Source organism: Achromobacter sp. RTa (assembly GCF_000757485.1).
Lineage (GTDB): Bacteria > Pseudomonadota > Gammaproteobacteria > Burkholderiales > Burkholderiaceae_B > Achromobacter.
Map to the genome: position 1 here is coordinate 60,429 of NZ_JPYO01000004.1, position 17,556 is coordinate 77,984.

Genomic DNA, 17,556 nt, shown 5'->3' on the forward strand with positions numbered 1-17,556 from the left:
CGTATTGGCGGGCTTCTAGCGCAGGCCAAGTTCGCGCGCGATGATGCCGCGCAGAATATGGCGCGTGCCGCCGCGCAGCGAAAAAGTCGGATTGATGAGCGTCAGGTAGGCCAGCGTGCGCGCCAACACCTCATCCGGCGCCGGGCCCGCGCCCGCTCGCAGCGCCTGGCCTATCCATTCAGGCACGGCCTGCTCGAACTCCGTGCCCAGGTCCTTCACCAGCACCGCCGCCAGGCTGGCGTCGGCGCCTTCATTGAGGCGCTGCGTCACCGCCAGGGACATTCCCCGCAGCACGGCCAGGCGTCCGGCCAGCCGCCCGGCAAGACGGATCTGCTCCATGTCCGGCGCGGGCCCCTGCCGCAGGTAGGCGAGCCAGCCATCTATCAGCACCATGCTGGAATAGATGCGCTCCGGGCCGCTGCGCTCCAGCGCCAGCTCCGCCGTCACCTGCTGCCAGCCGCTGCCTTCCTCGCCCACCAGCGCATTCGGAGGCAGGAGAACGTTGTCGAACAGGACCTCGCAGAAATGCGCGTCTCCCGAAATATCCCGGATCGGCCGGATCTCGATACCCGGCAAGCTCAGGTCGAAGATCATCTGCGACAGGCCGCGATGGCGGTCTTCCGGCGAACCGGAAGTTCGCACCAACGCGCACATGTAATGCGAGCGATGCGCGTTGGTGGTCCAGATCTTGCGCCCGTTCAGCCGCCATCCTCCGGCCTCGGGAGTGGCGCGCGTGCGCACGCTGGCCAGGTCGGATCCTGTGTCGGGCTCGCTCATGCCTATGGCGAAAAAGGCTTCGCCGCGAATGATGCGAGGCAGGTAGAAATCGCGCTGTTCCTGCGAGCCGTAGCGCAGGATCAATGGTGCGGTCTGGCGGTCCGCGATCCAATGCGCCGAGACCGGAGCGCCGGCCGCCAGCAGCTCCTCGCTCAGGACGAAGCGCGCGAAGTTGCTGCGCTCCGCGCCGCCGTAGGCCGCCGGCAGCGTCAAGCCCAGCCAGCCTTGCCGCGCCAGCGCGCGGCTGAACTCCGCGTCGTAGCCCATCCAGGAGCGCGCGCGGCGATCGGCCGGCATATCCTTCAGCGCCTCCCCCAGGAAGGCGCGCACGGACGGACGCAAGGCCTCGTCCTGCGCGGGAATCGCGGCTAGCCGCAGTGCGTCGTTGATAGCGCCCAATCTGGTCCCCGGAGCATGCGGCGGCACGGCGCCGGCGCATGCATTCCAATGTTCGGAAAATGCCGTGAAAACGCTGGCCCGCGCAGGTTGCGCGGGCTTCATGGCAATCTACACGGGGGCCACATCCCGGTCTAATATTAGATGTGGACCGGGTAATACATCACAAATATCGCGAGCCCGGCGCATCAAGGGAGACACCCGTGGAGCTACGCCAGCTCAAGCAGCTGTTGGTCCTATCCGAGACGCTCAATTTCCATCGCGCCGCCGAACGGCTGCACATGGCGCAACCGCCCCTCTCCACCGCAATCAAGAAGCTGGAACAGGAACTCGGCGTGCAGCTTTTCGAGCGCCTGCCCGGAGGGCTGCAGCCGACGCCGGCCGCCCAGGTCGTATTGCGGTACGCGCGCACCACGCTGTTCTATGCCGAAGAGATCCGGCGCGCGGCCAGGGAAGGAGCCAGCGGCGAACAGGGCGTCCTGAAAGTGGGCTTCGTCGGTTCGTCCACCTACTCGCTGATGCCGCGGCTGCTGTCCGAGTTCCGGAAAGACTTCCCGCGCGTCGACCTGATCATCGAGGAGTCCACGACCATCGATCTGCTGCGCCGCCTGGACGCCCACACGCTGGACGTGGCGCTGGTGCGCTTCCCCGTGCTCGAGCCCACCGCGGCACGGGTCACCTTGCTGCAGCCAGACCATCTTATGCTGGCGGTCCCGGCCGATAGCCGCCATGCGCAAAGCGATGACGTCGCGCTGAGCGACCTGGCGGATGAGCCGTTCATCGGCTATTCGCGCACGCATGTGCCGGGCATGCATGCGCTGGTCATGTACGCCTTCCAGCAGGCGGGCGTGGTGCCGCGCATCGCGCAGGAAGCCATCCAGGTGCAGACCATACTCAGCCTGGTCGAGAGCGGGCTGGGCGTCGCCATCGTGCCCGCGGTGGCCCGCCGGCAAGCCGGCAGCAACGTGCGCCTGGTGAATGTTTCGCAGCTGGCCGAGACGATCAAGGTGGGCATCGCCCTGGCGGTGCATCCGGACAACGCTACCCCGACCACCGCCAATTTCGTCGACATGGCATGCCGCCTGATGCCCGTGGAGCCCGCCTGCGCCGACGCGGCGTAGGCGGACTCAGGCGCGGCTACTCCTGCTGGATGTTGGCCAGCTTGGCGATGCGGCGCATGGATTCGAGCTCGTCCTTCTGGAACGTGGCCAGCGTGTCGGGGCCGCCGACGAAGGACTCGCCTCCGAGCTTGGCCATGAAGGCCCGGCCCTCGTCGCTGCGCACCAGGGCCTGGACCGCCTCCGACACGCGCGCAACGATGGCGGGGTCGACCTTGGCGGGGAAGAACGCCGCCGTCCAGGCATACGCCTCGTACCCCTTGTTGCCGCTTTCCTGCATGGTGGGCACGTCCGGAAGATCCTTGATGCGCGCGGCGCTGGTCACCGCCAGGGGCCTCAGCTTGCCGCCGCGTATCAGCGGCAGCGCAGCGCTGACGTCGGCCAGACTGTACTGCACTACGCCCCCCGCCAGGTCGGCCAGCGCGGCCGACGTGCCTTTGTATGGCACGTTGGTGGACTTGATTCCATTCTGCTCGTGGAACAGTTCCAGCACCACCTGGTAAGTTGCGGTGCCGCTGGCGAAATTCAGCTTGCCCGGGGCTGCTTTCGCGGCCGACACCAGGTCCGCCACGCTCCGGTAAGGCGAGTTCGCGGGCACCACCAGCACCATCGGAAAGCGCGCGATAGGCGCGACGGGTGAAAAATCCTTGATCGCGTCGTACGGCAGATGCTTGAAGACCGCGGCGTTCGTCGTCATGGGCGAATTGCTGGCCACGAACATCGTATAGCCGTCGGGCGCCGCGGTGGCCACCGCCTGAGCGGCGATGAAACTGTTGGCGCCCGGGCGGTTCTCGACGATGAAAGGCTGCCCGAGCTGCTCCGCCAGATGCTTGGACAGGAATCGCGCCGTGGTGTCGGCACCGCTGCCTGGAGGCAGCGACACGATGATCTTCACGGGGTGGGAGGGGTAATCGGCCGCCGCGCGGGCGCTGCCGCCCAGCGCCAACGCGGCGCCCAGCAATCCCGTCATGGCCAAGGTCCTGATATTCATGCGTGTCTCCGCAAGGCTGTTCCATGGGTCGCCATGGCCTTGGCGGCCATGGGACATCCGTGTTCACTCGGGCTGTATGCCCGCCATCCTGACTGCATCGCCCCAGCGCCGGACCTCCTGCCCCAGGTACGCCTGGAACTCGGCCGGCGAGGAACTGCGCAGATCTACGCCCTGGGCGGTGAAGGGCCCGGCGATGGCAGGATCGCGCACGGCGTCGGCCAGCGCCTGGCTCAGCCGTTCGACCACCGGCTGAGGCGTGGCGGCCGGAGCCAGCACGCCCTGCCAGGTGCTCATCGTCAAGTCTTTCAGGCCCGCTTCGCGCAGCGTAGGCACCTGCGGCAGCGCGGGCGACCGTTCTGCCCCGGTCACGGCCAACGCCCTTACCCGGCCATCGCGAATATATGGCAACGCCGAGCTTATCGCGTCCACCATGAATTGCACCTGGCCGCCCAGCATCGCCACCATCGCCGGATTGGTGCCCTTGAACGGAATGCCGACGGCGCGCGTCCCGGTGGCGTGCAGGAACAGCGCCACGCTCAGATGGGTAATGTTGCCGACGCCGCCCGTGCCGTAGCTGAGCGCATCAGGATGCGCCTTGAGGTAGTCGATGAACTGTCTTGTGTCGGTGGGCGGCAACGAGTTGGCCGTCATCAGCACCAGGGGAATCGAGGCCGTTAGCCCAACGGGCGCAAAATCGCGCAGCGGATCATAGGGAAGCTGCCGGTACAGCGCGGGGCTGATGGCCAGCCCCGATGAGTGGTAGAGCAATGTATATCCGTCCGGGCGCGCGCGCGCCACGGTTTCGCCCGCGATGTTGCCGCTTGCGCCGGTCTTGTTCTCCACGATCACCGGCTGGCCCAGCTGGCGCGCAACATGCTGCGCCACCGCCCGCGCCAGCACATCGGTCGGCCCGCCCGCGGCATAGGGCAGAATCAGCCTCAAAGGCTGCGCCGGCCAGGCCGTTGCGCTCGCCCTTGCGGCGCGCGCCAGCGGCAAGCCGGCCAATCCGCCTAGCGCGGCAAGCAGCTTTCTTCTCGTTGTCTGCATCGGTCTCCTCCTTGTGTCGCCTCGTTGTTGATTGCGCTCCGGCGAGGCTGCCGTGGTTGTGGCCGTTCGGCCTCAGCCGCGCGTCTTGCTCAGGTACGCGTCCAGCGCGCCGGCATGTTCCTGCGTATGGTGCGCCAGCGCCTGGAAGCCGGCCGAGAATTCCAGCAGCGTGTCCAGCCGCATGTGCTGGCCCTCGCGCAAGAGCCGCTTGGTCAGGCGCAGCGCGTGGCCGGAATGCTGGGCGATCTCCTGCGCCAGCGCCATCGCCGCCGGCAGCAGTTCTTCCCCGCCGACTACCTGCGAAACCAGCCCCATTTCAAGCGCCTGGGCGGCGTCTATGCTGCGGCCCGTGAAGGCCATTTCACACGCGCGCGACATGCCCACGGCCCGCGGCAGCAGCCACGCCCCTCCGTCTCCAGGCGTCAGACCCAGCTTGACGAAACTCTCGGCGAATCGCGCCTCTTCGGCGGCCACGCGTATGTCGCACATGCATGCCAGGTCGCAACCCGCGCCGATGGCCGGCCCGTTGACCGCTGCGATCGTCGGCACCTCCAGATTGCACAGGGCAAGCGGCACGCGCTGTATCCCGTTGCGGTACGCCAGGCGGCTGCGCACCGGCTCTCCAAGGCCGGCGCCGACCGTATCGGACAGGGTCTTGAGATTGCCGCCGGAAGAGAAAGCGCCATGCGAACCGGTCAGCACCACGGCGCGCACCGACAGATCCGCGTTGATGTCGGCGCATGCGCCGACCAGCGCCTCGATCGCGTCGGGATCCGACAGCGCGTTGCGCGTCGATTCGCGGTCCATGGTCAGGAGCAACACGGCGCCGTGCCGTTCGCGCTTCAAAAAGTCAGTCATGGCTCGCTCCTGCGGGCTCCAAGGTGACGCCCGCCCGCAGTAGCGCGGCGATGGCCTCGTCCTGGTAGCCGGCCTCTTTCAGCACTTCGACGCTGTGTTCTCCCAGCCTCGGGGCCTGCCGTGAGGGATCGGGAGGCGTGCCGGACCAGCGCGACGGAACCGCCATCGTGCGCAGTTTGCCCTCGCTGGGATGCTCGACGGTATTGAAGAAGCCCACCGCCTCCAGTTGCGGATCGCGCAGCAGCGACTCCACCGTGTGCATCGGCATGGCCGGAATATCCGCCGCTTCGAACGCTACCAGCCAGTCCTGGGTCGTGCGCGCGGCGATCGCATCCGACACCAGCCGGTAGATCGCGTGGATGTGCTGGGTCCGGGTGCCGATATCGCGGAACCGCGGGTCGGTGCGCTCCCTGCCGGGCTGTCCGATCAGTTCGAAGAATGCCGCCCATTGCTTGTCCGCGTAGAGCAGCACGCAGATATGCCCGTCGAGCGTGGCATAGGGCCTGCGGTCCGAATTCAGGATCCTCGGATAGCCGGGCGGCCCCAACGGCGGCTCGAAGGACTGGCCCGCCATATGGTCGCCAAGAATCAGTTGCGCCATGGTCTCGAACATCGGCACGTCGATGGCCTGGCCCCGGCCGGTGCGGGCCCGGTGGTACAGGCCCGCGCTGACGGCATTGGCCGCGCTGATGCCGACGATGCGGTCGGCGATGGCGCTGGGCGCGTACCGCGGAGTTTCGCTGCCGGCCTGCACGGACAGCGCTGGGATCCCCACCGCGCCCTGGATGAGGTCGTCGTAGGCGGCGCGCGCCGCATAGGGGCCGCGCTGGTCGTAGCCGTAGACGCCCACATACAGAATGGCGGGGTTGACCTCGGCCAGTTCCTCGTACGAAAGGCCCAGCCGCGCCATGGCCTGCGGCCGCACGTTGTAGATCAGTACATCGCAGGAAGCCGCCAGCTTGAGCAGCGCCTCGCGGCCCTCCGGCCGCTTCAGGTCCAGCACGATGCTGCGCTTGCTGCGGTTGGCATGCAGGAATATGCCGCCCATGCCTGGATGGCGCGCCGGGCCGATACCGCGCACGTTGTCGCCTGCCGGGGGTTCCACCTTGATCACGTCCGCGCCCAGGTCCCCCAGTATCTGCGTGGCGTATGGCCCCATCAGCACCGTCGTGACGTCGAGGATGCGGACTCCTTCCAACGGTCCGCTCATGCGCCGCCCCCGCAACCCATCGCCCCGGCGCGTACCACGCGCAGCCCGGATACCCTGCAAGCACCGCTTTCGAACATGACAGCTCCCATTCCAGAATGCCTTGCTGGACATCCTAGGTAAGAACCATGCACGCCGGAAATACTATATTTGGGTCAGCCGATACATTGAAAATATTGGCAGGCCGTGCCGCGTTGGCCGGGTGCCCGCTGCGGGGATGCGCCCGTCACACGATCATCCACGCCACCGAGCTCGCCAGGGCCGCGAGCCCCGCGCCCGCAAGCGCCATTCTGGGCGCATAGGCCAGCAACGCCCCCAGGGCCATGGCCGCCGCCGTCAACACGCCCAGCCACGCAGCGACGGCCACCGATACGCTCCATGCCCGCAGGCAGGGGATGAGCGCCACCCCCAGGCCCAGGTATCCCGCCACGCGCCATGCCAGCGTCCAGGGTACGCCCAGTTCCCGGGACAGCATCTGTTCCTGGTGGCGATGCATGGACAGGCCCAGCATGGCGCTGGCGGCGAATGCCCATCCCAGGCTGATCCACGCCATCATGGCCGCGCTCCGGCATTTGTCGAGCCGACGGCAAGCGCATCGTTTACCGCCGCCGAGCTTGCGAGCTTGCGCTGCGGGCCGCTCGCGGGCGACAAGCCGGAGCGGGACAGCTTGAACGCCATGAAGGCCAGCAGCGCGCCCATGGCGAAGGCGGACAGATCGAACGCCGCCACGCTCCACAGACCGTGTGCGATGCTGGCGGGCAGTGCGGCTCCGCCCGTCGCCGCGTTCAGCGCTGGCAACAGCATCAGCAGTCCGGCCGAAAGCGCCAGCGTATCTATCCAGGCGCGGCGGTGCGTGCGCAGGCAGGCATATGCCAGGCTCAGCGCCCAAGCCGCGAAAAAGCCGCGGATCTCCCAGTCGGCCCGCCCTGCGAGCGACGCCGGCAGCAGGCGATTCATCCAGAAGTACACCGCGATCGCCAGGAACAGACCAGCCAGCGCGGCCACGTTCGTCGCCTCGACCAGCCGGTGGCCCTTGGGTGTGCGCCCCAGCTTGCGGCGTTCCGGCAGGCGTTTGACCACCCACAGCACCATGCCGCTGGCCACCATGAAGCTGCCCACCATGCCGGAAAGAAACAGCAGCCACCGCAGGGCCGGACCGGCGAAGCGGCCAAGGTGCGCGCTGGTGAACACGTTGTAGACGGCGACGGCTGCCGTAGGCGCAGCCGCCGCGGGGGCATCGAGACGCGCGCCGCTGGCCGCGTCGAAGACCGCCCGGCGCGCAATTCCTCGGTCCACCAGGCTTGCGCCCTGCCCTTCGCGCGCTTCGACCGTGACCGCGTGGCCGCCGGGCCGATTCACCGTGAGGGAACCGACGGATGAATCCGGCCACGCAGCTGCCGTCTCGTCCAGAATCGACTGTAGCGCAGCGCGCGGCGGCGCCAGGACGGGCGCATCGTGCTCGGGGACCTGCACCGGCGCTGCCGGCGCGCGCCGCTCGGCGAAATAGGCGCGGGTATCTCCCTGGTACGCCGCTTCGATCGGCCAGGGCATGAGCTGGTACATCAGCAACAGCAGACCGCTGAACGTAATCACGAAATTGAACGGCAACGCCAGCACGGCAGTGGCGTTATGACCGTCCAGCCAGGAGCGCTGCCCTTTGCGCGGGCGGAAGGTGAAAAAATCCGTGAAGATCTTCTTGTGCGTGATCACGCCGCTGACAATGGCCACGAGCATGAACAAGGTCGCCGCGCCCACGATCCAGCGCGCCCATATTTGCGGCATGCCATAGAGCTCGAAGTGGAAGCGGTACAGGAAATCCCCCCCGCGCGTGGCCCTGGGTTCCAGCACCTCACCCGTGCCGGCGTCCAGCACGGCGCGCTTCAGGCCCGCCCGGCCGGCGGCCGCGCCGGGCTCCCGCCAGGACACTCTTACCGCAGGATCCCGCGGTCCCGGCAAGGAGATGGACCAGACCGTGGCGGCGGGCGCAATGCGCTCCAGGGTATCCATGGTCAGCCGCAGCGTATCCGGCCCCGCCCGCGACCCATGCACCTCCGGCTGCATCCAGGCCGTGATCTCCGTGCGCGCGAAGCTCAGCGTGCCGAGCAGGAATACGGCGAACAGCAGCCAGCCGAGCACCAGGCCTGACCAGGTATGCAGCCACGACATCGCCTGGCGCAGGCCCTCGGGCTTTGCGTCGGGCCTCATCGCGGCGCCTTGCCGCGCCGGGGGCCGGCGGATGGATTGGACAGGAACGAAAGTGGCTTCATATCGGAAGGTAAAGGTGAACCGGGCGCATCCCATGCCGGTCCGGGTTCGATCATTGCCTTGTAGACAATCCGCCCGGAGAAATCCTGATGCCTTCGGCTCAAATATCGATATTGAGATTTGTTATCATTATCAAAAATTGAGGCAATACAAATGAGCCGCGACGCGGAAAAGACGGACCGGGGAAACGGGTGGATAGCGCTTGACGACTGCTTGAAGTCCGTGCGTCGGGCGGTTTCGGCGCATCTGGGCCGGCAGCACTCGGCGGCCGACCTGGTGCAGGAAGCCTATGCGCGCATGCTGGACCGCCCCGGCCAGGCTCGCCTGGGCAATCTCGCGGGGTACCTGTACCGGACGGCGATCAACCTTGCCTACAACGCAAGCGCGCGCAACAACGTCGAAACCCGCGTTTATCAGGAAGTGTCGCTGAGCCAGGAATCGGCATCTCAGGCGCAGGACCCCGCCCGCATCTATGCCGACCGCCGGCAACTGGCCGAAGTCATGAAGGCCATAGACAGCCTGCCGCCGCGCTGCCGTGAAGTATTCTTGCTTTATCGTTTCGAAGGCCTGGACCAGGGAGAAATCGCATCCCGGCTGGGCATTTCCCGCAACATGGTCGAAAAACACGTCATCCGCGCAATGCGCGCCTGCAGGGCCGCCTTGAATCCGTGAACCAGGACCGACATTCTCCGCCGCCAGCGCAGGACGCCGACGACGACGTCGACGACGTCGCCCTGCGCTGGTTCATGACGCTGCGCGAAGCGGGCGCAAGTACGCGCGCCGGCGCGGCGGCGCGTGCGGAACTCGACGAGTGGCTGTCCCGCGATCCCCGGCATCGCCGCGCTTTCGAAGCCTGTGAACGCGATTGGCTCAGCTTGCAGCCGTTGGCGGAACGCTATGTGCCCGCCGCGCCCCCGCCCGGCCGCGCCCACAGGCGGACTCGCTTGGCGCTGGCCATGGCGGCCGTGGTGACGGCCGTCGGCGGCTATCTCGCCTGGCAGGCGCAGCAATACGCCGACTTCTCGCTGTGGGGTCCGCGCAGTTTCGAAACCGCGCAAGCCGGGTCCGAGGCGCTGGCCATGAGCGATGGAACGCATGTCGTCATGGACGTGGGCACGGAGTTGAACGTGGCCTATTCCGGTCAGCAGCGGCGCGTTGCTCTAGCAACCGGCGCGGCGTATTTCGATGTCGCGCGCGATCCGGCCCGGCCGTTCATCGTCGACGTCGGAAGCGGGTCCGTGCAAGTCCTGGGCACCGCCTTCGAAGTGCAGCGCCTGCCGGACGGCTTGCGCGTCAACGTGGCGCGCGGCCATGTGCGGGTGCTTCCGGCAGACGGGGCAGCCGCCGTCGAACTGTTCCAGGGGCAATCCGTGCGCCTGGAACAGGGAAGCGTCACACCGGTACGCCCGATCTCCGATTCGCAAGTGGCAGCCTGGCGCCAGAACAGGCTCGTCTTCGAGAACGAAACGCTGGAAGAGGTCGGCCGCGCCCTGAGCCGGCGAGGCGTATGGAGCGTGCAGGTCGATCCCTTGGTGCGGAACCTTCCCGTCACACTTATCGTGCAGCTCGGCGACGTCGTAAACGCGCTGCAGGCCCTGCCCGACATCGCGCCCGTCGCCGTGACGCGCACCGGACGAGTGCTGACGATCGCGCCCAGCGACAAACCCGAACGCATCGAGCCTCCGCGCCGTCTCCGGCGCTGAAGCGGCCCGCCCAGCCGCGCCATGCCCTTCACGGTACGCATACAAATAAAAACACGTCTCAATATCAGGATCCCGCTCGCTGGATTGTCTTTAAGGAATCGAACATCCAGGAAGGGAGAGAATTGCCATGCAGGCCGGAAAGTGCAGAACGCGCGTCAAGAACCGCTGGGCGCCGCGCGCGGGGCGGCGGCGCGGGACGGCGCTGGCCGCCATGCTGATCTGGAGCGTCCACGTAGGGGCGGCGCAAGCGCAAACGCAAATTGCCCAGACCGGCCAGGCCGTCATGCTGAACATCGAGCTGCAGCCGCTGGAGAAAACGCTGGTCGAGCTGAGCCGGTACACCGGCCTGTCGATCGCCTTCGACCCTCAGCAGGTACGGGGCATCCAGGCGCCCGCCATCCGCGGTGAAATGACGCCCGAACAGGCGCTGCGCAGCGCGTTGTCCAATAGCGACCTGGTCTATACCCTGCGCGGACAGGTTGCCACGGTCCGCCCGCAGGGCGTGGCCCAATTGGCGCCGGTCACCGTCTCGGGAGACGGCCTGTCCGGCTACATCGCCGACACGCCGACGTCGATCGCGACCAAGACCTCCCTGCCGCCGCGGCAGACGCCTTTCACGATCAACCAGGCCTCCAAGGAGCTGATCGTCGAGCGTGGGGACGCCAATATCTACGACACGCTGGAGGGCTTCGCTGGGGTAACCACGACCAGCGGCAACGGCGACATCGGCCAGAGCATGTCGCGCTCGATCAACGTGCGCGGCTTCTCCACGGGTGGCGCGGGCCAATTGCTGATCAATGGCCAGCGCACCTACAGCTCGGCCTCCACGGCACGCAGCCCCGACAGCCTGGAGCGTGTGGAACTGCTGCGCGGCCCCGCGGCGCTGTACTACGGCGCCGCCGAACCCGGCGGCATCGTCAACTATACCTACAAGCGCCCCCAGGCCGAGGCTGCCTATACGATCCGCGGGCGCACGGACAGCAAAGGCTCCTACGGCTCGATGGTGGACATGACCGGCCCCTTGAACCAGGACGCCACTCTCCTGTATCGCCTGGTCGGCAGCTACACGCACACCGAAGACGACCAGGACCACATCTGGCAAGAACCGAAGAGCGCGCTCGCCGCGCTGACCTATGCGCCGAATTCCCGGTTCGACACCACCCTGACGTACGAGCGCATGGACATGCGGGCCGTTCCGGAACAGGAAAACAATATGCGGATCAGCAATCCGAAGAGCCCCTATTATGGCGGCTACTATCCGGTGCCCCGCGATTTCTTCTGGGGCAGCCTCAACGACCGAGCAGTCACGCAGACCGACAGCCTGCTCTGGGACGCCCGCTGGCGGCCGAACGACAGCTTCAACGTTTCCGCGTATGCCAACTACCAGGAAACCAAGCAATGGTGGCAGAACACCCGCGTGAACAGTGCCGGCAACGGCCCGGACGCGAACGGCAATGTGCAGCGCTACGTGAGCGGACGGCAGAGCCGCGACCGCAACTGGTCCGTCGGCATGGATTTGAGCGGCGAGGCCCATACCGGCGCATTCCGCCACGACTGGCTGACGGGCATGGGCTACGGCCACACGCAAACCCGGTCCAGCGGGCGCAAAGTGGCCTCGGACTCCCGGCCGGGCCAGCCGTATACGCCGGGTCCGCTGAACATCTTCGACCCCGACTACGGCAACTGGGCGTACCAGGACCGCATCTGGGAAGACCCGCTGGGCGAACCCACCAAGCGCAATGACCTGAACTTGTATTTCCAGGACACACTGCATTTTCCGAACGACAGGACCCGCCTGCTGCTGGCGATGGGATGGACCCAGTTCGACAACCGCCCCGCCGACCGCGAACAGCGCAACAAGATCAGCAAGTGGTCGCCGCGCATCGCGCTCATGCACGACTTCACTCCGAGCACCACCGTCTATGCGAGCTATGGTGAATCGTTCTACCCGAACGAGTTGAACCTGCTGGACATGAGCGGCCAGTACATTACCAAGCCGCAGGAAGGAAAACAGTACGAGCTCGGCATCAAGCAGGACCTTTTCGATGCGCGCGCCATGTTTACCGCCGCGATCTTCCGCATCGACAAAAAGAACATGCCGATGGCCGCGCAGTCCGAAGGCCTATGCGATCCCCTGGCCGCGCCGGCGCCCGGCACCCCGGGCAGCACCGACGGCACCGGCGACTGCCGCACGGGGTTGGCGGGCCTGGAACGTTCGCAGGGCATAGAGTTCGAACTCTCCGGCCTGCTGACGGACTGGTGGGCCGCGTCGCTCTCCTACGCATACCTGAAGACCGAATACGTGGACACGGCGGATCCGTACGCCCAGGGCCGCAGCAAGCCCAACATGCCCGCCCACAACCTCGCGCTGTGGAATAAATTCCGCGTCTACCACGACCCCGACTACGGGACGGCGCACGTGGCCGTGGGCCTGCGGGCCTGGAGCAAGAGCCACAATGCCTGGCGCGATCCCAGCGTGGGAACGTACTACAACCCCTATTCCCGGACCGACTACAACCCGGGTTACGGGATAGTGGACCTGGCGCTGTTCTACAACAACACGCTGGCCAACGGCATGGACTTGAAGCTGCAGCTCAACATCAAGAACCTGTTCGACAAGACCTACTACGACCGCAACCGGTTCGCTAACGGCTCGACCATCGTATGGGGCAATGAGCGCCGGGCGATGCTGAGCGCGGAATTGAGCTTCTAGGCGTCCGCCCTGCCCCTCTTGCCGCCCGCATACCAGCAAGCCAGGGCCGCCGCGGCGCAGGCGGCCCAGACCGCCCAGTGGAGCGGTGTGGCCAAGGCGGCGCGCAGGCCGGCGTCGGGCGCCAGCGCCAGCAGATCTGCCGGAATGACTGCCAGCCACAGCAAGGCCGCCGCCCTCCATTGCCGACGCCATAGCCTGGAAGCAGGTTGCGCCAGCGCGTGCGCCCCGCAAGCGCCCCAGGCCAGGAAGAAAGCCAGCACCTCGCGCTCATGCAAGCCCGGAGATGCAGGCCAGGCAAGGCGGTTCGCCAGCAGATAGGCGGCGCAAGCGCATACCGGCCCGCAGACCATGGCCACGTTCAGGCGGTGCGCGGCCCGCCCGAATGCGGAAACGGCCGCCGCCGGCCTGGCCGTGTACAGCACCAGCCCCGTGGCGATCATCGCGGCGCCGCACAGCGCCAGGAGAAAATACAGCGCCCGCAGCAGCGGCGCGGCGTAATAGCCGTAATGCAGTCCACCCAGCGTCCGGATGAGTTGCAGAGACCCGGGATACGCCGTCCGCGCATCGACGATATCCGCCGTGGCTGCGCGCATTGATACGCGATCGGGAAAGGCCATCAGCCTGTCGTCGAAGCGGCGCCACACGTCCGCCATGGCTCCTTGCGTGCCAGGCTGCCTGACCTCGATCACGGCGGCCTTGCCCACGCCCAGGATGGACTCCGCCCGCTGCGCCAGCGACGCCAAGGGCTGCATGGCCGCCGCGTTTCCCGGCTCGGGCGTGGCCGGCGGCCGGGGAAAGACCTCGGCCACCATCGCCCCCATGTCCCCGCCATACCGGCTATGCACGCCCGCCGGGAGGTAGGACAGCAATAGCGTGCTCAATGCGGTGAGCAGGATCATGCAGTGGAACGGCAACGGCAGCACCGACAGCGCATTGTGCGCGTCCAGCCAGGCGCGCCCCGGCGAGGCCCGCGGCCGGAATGTGAAGAAATCCGCGAAGAACCGGCGATGCACGATGACGCCCGACACCAAGGCCACCAGCAGCGCCAGGCTGCATGCGCCCACCAGCCAGATGCCGGCCTGCCCCGCGTGCAGGCTGTAATGGAACTCCACCAGGAATTCACCGCCCTCCGTGTCGCGCGGCGCAATCTCGCGGCCGCTGGCGGGGTCCAGCAAGGCGCTGCCCTCGTCGCGCTCGCCGCGCCATGACAGCGCCATCAAGGGATGCCGCGCATCCGGCAGTTCTACCCGCCACGACGCCGCGCCGGACGCATGGCGTTCCAGCCATGCCTGGGCCTGCGCCAGCGACAGGTTCCGGCTCGCCGGGCCAGCCGCCGCGATCTCCGGCGTCATCCAGCGGCCGATCTCCGGCGCGTATACGCTCAGCGCGCCGGTCAGGAATACCGCAAACGCGATCCAGCCGAACAGCAGGCCTACCCAGGTGTGCAGCCAGGACATGCGCTGGCGCAGGCTGCCTTCCGGATACGCGCGCAGTGGGCTACCTTCATGCCGCGCGCTCCGGCATTCGCCCTTGGGGCGGTCCGGCGAGCTCATGGCGCCAGCCCCCACCGCAAGCCCAGCGCCCCGATACAGCCAGCCGCGATGGCCAGCCATATCCGGGCCGGGCTGCGCGCCGCGAAGCACCATATGGCCAGGGTCACATAGGCGGGAATCGCCAGCAGCGCCGGATAGAGGATGGCGTCGGCCGGCGGCCATGGCAGCCACGCTGCCGCCGCGGCCATGGACGATGCCAGCGCATAGCCGCCGAGCGTGGCGGCCAGCGCGCGCGCCAGCGTTCCGCGCCAACCGCCGCGCCGCGTCACCATGCGTATTTCATCGTGGCCAGCACCAGCCGTCCCGCGCCATAGGTGCAGGAGGTGGTCGTGATGCAGGTTCCCACATAGGTCCGGTCGAACAGGTTGCTGACGTTCAGCGCCACGCTCAGCCCGCGCATCTCGGGCCGCATCTGGCCCAGGTCATAGGACAGCGCCGCATCGACGAGCGTGACCGACGGAATACGCAGCGTGTTCGCGGCGTCGCCCCAGTCGGCGCCGATATAGCGCACGCCCGCGCCCAGCCCCAGTCCCTGCAGCGGCCCACCCTGCACCTTGTAGCCCAGCCATGCCGCCGCCTGGTGCGCTGGCGCGTAGAACTGCTTCTTGCCTTCGCGCGATTGCGGCACGCCATCGATAACATCGACATTGGAGCTCTTGGTCACAACGGCGTCGACATACGAGTAGGAGGCGACGAGATCCCAGCCGCGGCCCAGGCTGGCCTTGCCTTCCAGTTCTATGCCGCGCGCGCGCGTCTCGCCAGTCTGGGTCTGGAAGCCCGGGGGCCGGCCCGGCGTGGTGTCGCTGGTCAGCACATTGGTCTGCGTCAACTGGTAGGCGGACAGGGTCACCATGCTGTCGCTGCCTGGCGGCTGGTATTTCAGCCCGGCCTCGATCTGCCTGCCCTTGGACGGCTGGAACGGGTTGCTCTCGTAGTCGGTGCCGCCCGTGGGCGCGAACGAGGTGGAGTACGCCACGTAGGGCGCCAGGCCGTTTTCCAGGAGGTAGGTCAGCCCCGCCCTGCCGGTAAAGGCCGAATCGCTCTGCGACACCTTGCCCGCGATCATCCGGTTGCGGGTGGTGCTGCTCGCCATGTCGTAGCGTCCGCCCAGCGTCAGCAGCCAGTTGCCATAGGAAATCTGGTCCTGCAGGTAGACGCCGGACTGTTCTGTGTTCTGGACGGCGTCGATACGCGGGATCAGGTCCTGCACACCCGGCCGCGGCAGCCCATAGACCGGATCGTAGAGATCCAGCGGCGGCACGCCGGCAATGACGTTCGCGAACTTGTAGGTATCGCGCATGTTCAGGTAGTCGAACCCGGCCAGGAACTCGTGGCCGACCGAGCCGGTGCGGAAACGCGCGATAGCCTGCGTATCGACGTTCAGCGTCGAGCCGGTGCCCTGGCCGCGCGACATGGTGCGCGACCAGGTGCGCATGTCGACCGGATTGAGCAAGTAGCCCACGGTGGTGCGCGCCTCGCCGCGCATATGGCTGTAGCGCAGTTGCTGCTTGACGGTCCAGGTGTCGTTGAACTTGTGCGAGAACAGGTAGCCGGCCGAAAACTGCTCCCGGTCATAGGCGTCCCAGCCCGGCTCGCCCGCAAAGCGGTCGCGCGGAATGCGGCCGTTGGGATTGGAATAGAGCGTCCCGTCCGCCGGCAGATTGCTGTACAGCGGCACCTGATGATCCTTCTGGTAGAAACCCAGCACGGTCAGCGATGTGGCCGCCGATGGCCGCCAGGTCAGCGCCGGCGCGACGAAAGTCCGGTCTTCTTCCGAATAATGCGCGGACTGGGCAGCGTCGCGCTGCAGGCCCACCAGGCGGTAGCTCCATTGCCCCTCTTCGTCGACCGGGCCGCTCAGGTCGAAAGCGGCCTGGGCCCTGCCATAGCTGCCAGTCTGCAATTCGATCTCGCGCCGCGGCGTCTCGGTGGGCAGCTTGCTCACCATGTTGATCAGGCCGCCCGGCGTATTCTGGCCGTACAGCACCGAGGACGGCCCCTTCAGGACCTCGATCCGCTCCAATCCATAGGGCTCTATCTGCAGCATGCCGAAACTGTAGGCGCCATACGGCAGCCGCGCGCCATCCAGATTATTGCGCGCCGCGTAGCCGCCGCGCAGATAGATGTTGTCGTAGCGCAGGTCCGCGCTGCCGCCCGGGGCATAGACGCCCGGGGTATAGGCCAGCGCCTCGACGACGCTGCGCGAGCCGCGCATCGAGATCTCGTCGCGCGTCACCACGTTTACCGTCTGCGGAATCTCCAGGATCGGGGTTTCGGTCTTGGTGCCCGCGGCGCTGCGCTGCGCCACCAGGCCATCGTCCGTGCCCCGGGCGTATTCGTTCGCCCCTTCCACGCGCACCGCCGGCAGCAGCGTCGGTTCCGCGGGAAGCAGCCGCAGCGTGTAGACGTTGACGCCATCTCGCCGCGCGGCCAACGGCGTGCCGGCCAGCAGCCGGGCCAGCCCCGCCTCCACGGGCCAGGCTCCCTTCAAACCCGCGGTGCGCCGGCCCTCGGCCAGGGCCGGATCGAACGAAAGATTGATGCGCGCGGCCCCCGCGAACGCGGCCAGCGCCGGCCCCAGCGGTCCGGCGGAGATATCGAACTGCGGCAGGGCTGGCGCCCCGGACGCTGAACCGGCCGGCTGCGCCAGGACGGCGGGCGCGGCGGCCACCCATCCCAGCGCCGCGCACAAGGCGCTTGCGGCCGCCCGGCGGCTCGCCCAATGAGGCGGCCTGGCCGCGGTGTGCTTGCTTGAAACCATGCTGATCCCGACAGAATGCTAGCGAAGGTGCTATATGGACTTGTCGGCCGAGATAGAAAAAGGTGCCAAGAAAGCCCCCCACGCTGCGCATGCCACGCATGCTTGCTGCCCCCCAAGAGGGCTGCCCCGCCTTGAGGCGGCTCGGCGGCGGGGCGGGCCCCCACGCT

14 protein-coding genes are annotated in these 17,556 nt (G+C 67.3%); 4 read left to right on the top strand and 10 right to left on the bottom strand.

The genetic code is table 11. The annotated features are described in order from the left end of the window. Positions 1 to 15: 15 nt before the first annotated feature. A complete protein-coding gene (locus JL37_RS02375; RefSeq protein WP_043541818.1) occupies positions 16 to 1,176 on the bottom strand; it encodes an acyl-CoA dehydrogenase family protein in 1,161 nt (386 codons plus the stop codon). 200 nt (positions 1,177 to 1,376) lie between these two features. On the opposite strand from JL37_RS02375, the gene JL37_RS02380 reads away from it, so the two are divergent. Then, positions 1,377 to 2,294 (top strand): LysR family transcriptional regulator, encoded by a 918-nt coding sequence (locus JL37_RS02380; protein ID WP_043541714.1) that lies wholly within the window; start codon positions 1,377 to 1,379, stop codon positions 2,292 to 2,294. A gap of 16 nt (positions 2,295 to 2,310) precedes the next feature. Here JL37_RS02380 and JL37_RS02385 read toward each other — a convergent pair whose 3' ends face one another. From JL37_RS02385 to JL37_RS02410, 6 genes are all read right to left on the bottom strand, one after another. After that, positions 2,311 to 3,282 (bottom strand): tripartite tricarboxylate transporter substrate binding protein, encoded by a 972-nt coding sequence (locus tag JL37_RS02385; protein WP_043541716.1) that lies wholly within the window; start codon positions 3,280 to 3,282, stop codon positions 2,311 to 2,313. A gap of 63 nt (positions 3,283 to 3,345) precedes the next feature. After that, a complete protein-coding gene (locus JL37_RS02390; protein ID WP_043541717.1) occupies positions 3,346 to 4,329 on the bottom strand; it encodes a tripartite tricarboxylate transporter substrate binding protein in 984 nt (327 codons plus the stop codon). Between the two features lie 72 nt (positions 4,330 to 4,401). Next, positions 4,402 to 5,187, bottom strand: coding sequence for a crotonase/enoyl-CoA hydratase family protein (locus JL37_RS02395; protein ID WP_043541718.1), 786 nt, complete (start codon positions 5,185 to 5,187; stop codon positions 4,402 to 4,404). Beyond that, entirely contained in the window at positions 5,180 to 6,397 is a 1,218-nt protein-coding gene (locus JL37_RS02400; protein WP_043541719.1) for a CaiB/BaiF CoA-transferase family protein, read from the bottom strand. The genes JL37_RS02395 and JL37_RS02400 overlap by 8 nt, the downstream gene beginning before the upstream one ends. 223 nt (positions 6,398 to 6,620) lie before the next feature. Continuing rightward, positions 6,621 to 6,950: a DUF3325 domain-containing protein gene (locus tag JL37_RS02405; RefSeq protein WP_043541720.1), complete on the bottom strand. Its 330-nt coding sequence runs from the start codon at positions 6,948 to 6,950 to the stop codon at positions 6,621 to 6,623. Further along, on the bottom strand, positions 6,947 to 8,599 hold the full coding sequence (locus JL37_RS02410) for a PepSY domain-containing protein (RefSeq protein WP_052096786.1): 1,653 nt from the start codon (positions 8,597 to 8,599) through the stop codon (positions 6,947 to 6,949). The genes JL37_RS02405 and JL37_RS02410 overlap by 4 nt, the downstream gene beginning before the upstream one ends. A 213-nt stretch (positions 8,600 to 8,812) precedes the next feature. Between JL37_RS02410 and JL37_RS02415 the strand changes: the two genes are divergently transcribed. The 3 genes from JL37_RS02415 to JL37_RS02425 all read left to right on the top strand — a co-directional run bounded on the left by JL37_RS02415 (position 8,813) and on the right by JL37_RS02425 (position 13,075). After that, positions 8,813 to 9,331 carry a sigma-70 family RNA polymerase sigma factor gene (locus tag JL37_RS02415; protein ID WP_043541722.1) on the top strand — a complete coding sequence of 173 codons (519 nt, stop codon included), beginning with the start codon at positions 8,813 to 8,815 and terminating at the stop codon, positions 9,329 to 9,331. Continuing rightward, entirely contained in the window at positions 9,328 to 10,362 is a 1,035-nt protein-coding gene (locus tag JL37_RS02420) for a FecR domain-containing protein (RefSeq protein WP_156124196.1), read from the top strand. Before JL37_RS02415 ends, JL37_RS02420 begins: the two co-directional genes overlap by 4 nt. A 127-nt stretch (positions 10,363 to 10,489) precedes the next feature. Beyond that, positions 10,490 to 13,075 (top strand): TonB-dependent receptor, encoded by a 2,586-nt coding sequence (locus tag JL37_RS02425; RefSeq protein ID WP_081954960.1) that lies wholly within the window; start codon positions 10,490 to 10,492, stop codon positions 13,073 to 13,075. Here JL37_RS02425 and JL37_RS02430 read toward each other — a convergent pair. The 3 genes from JL37_RS02430 to JL37_RS02440 are packed head-to-tail and all read right to left on the bottom strand — an operon-like array spanning position 13,072 to position 17,389. Further along, positions 13,072 to 14,628 carry a PepSY domain-containing protein gene (locus JL37_RS02430; RefSeq protein WP_052096789.1) on the bottom strand — a complete coding sequence of 519 codons (1,557 nt, stop codon included), beginning with the start codon at positions 14,626 to 14,628 and terminating at the stop codon, positions 13,072 to 13,074. The two genes, JL37_RS02425 and JL37_RS02430, sit on opposite strands and share 4 nt — an antisense overlap. Further along, positions 14,625 to 14,900, bottom strand: a complete 276-nt coding sequence (locus JL37_RS30640) for a hypothetical protein (RefSeq protein WP_052096791.1) — start codon at positions 14,898 to 14,900, stop codon at positions 14,625 to 14,627. Before JL37_RS30640 ends, JL37_RS02430 begins: the two co-directional genes overlap by 4 nt. Beyond that, positions 14,894 to 17,389, bottom strand: a complete 2,496-nt coding sequence (locus tag JL37_RS02440; RefSeq protein ID WP_043541724.1) for a TonB-dependent siderophore receptor — start codon at positions 17,387 to 17,389, stop codon at positions 14,894 to 14,896. Before JL37_RS02440 ends, JL37_RS30640 begins: the two co-directional genes overlap by 7 nt. Between the last annotated feature and the right edge of the window lie 167 nt (positions 17,390 to 17,556).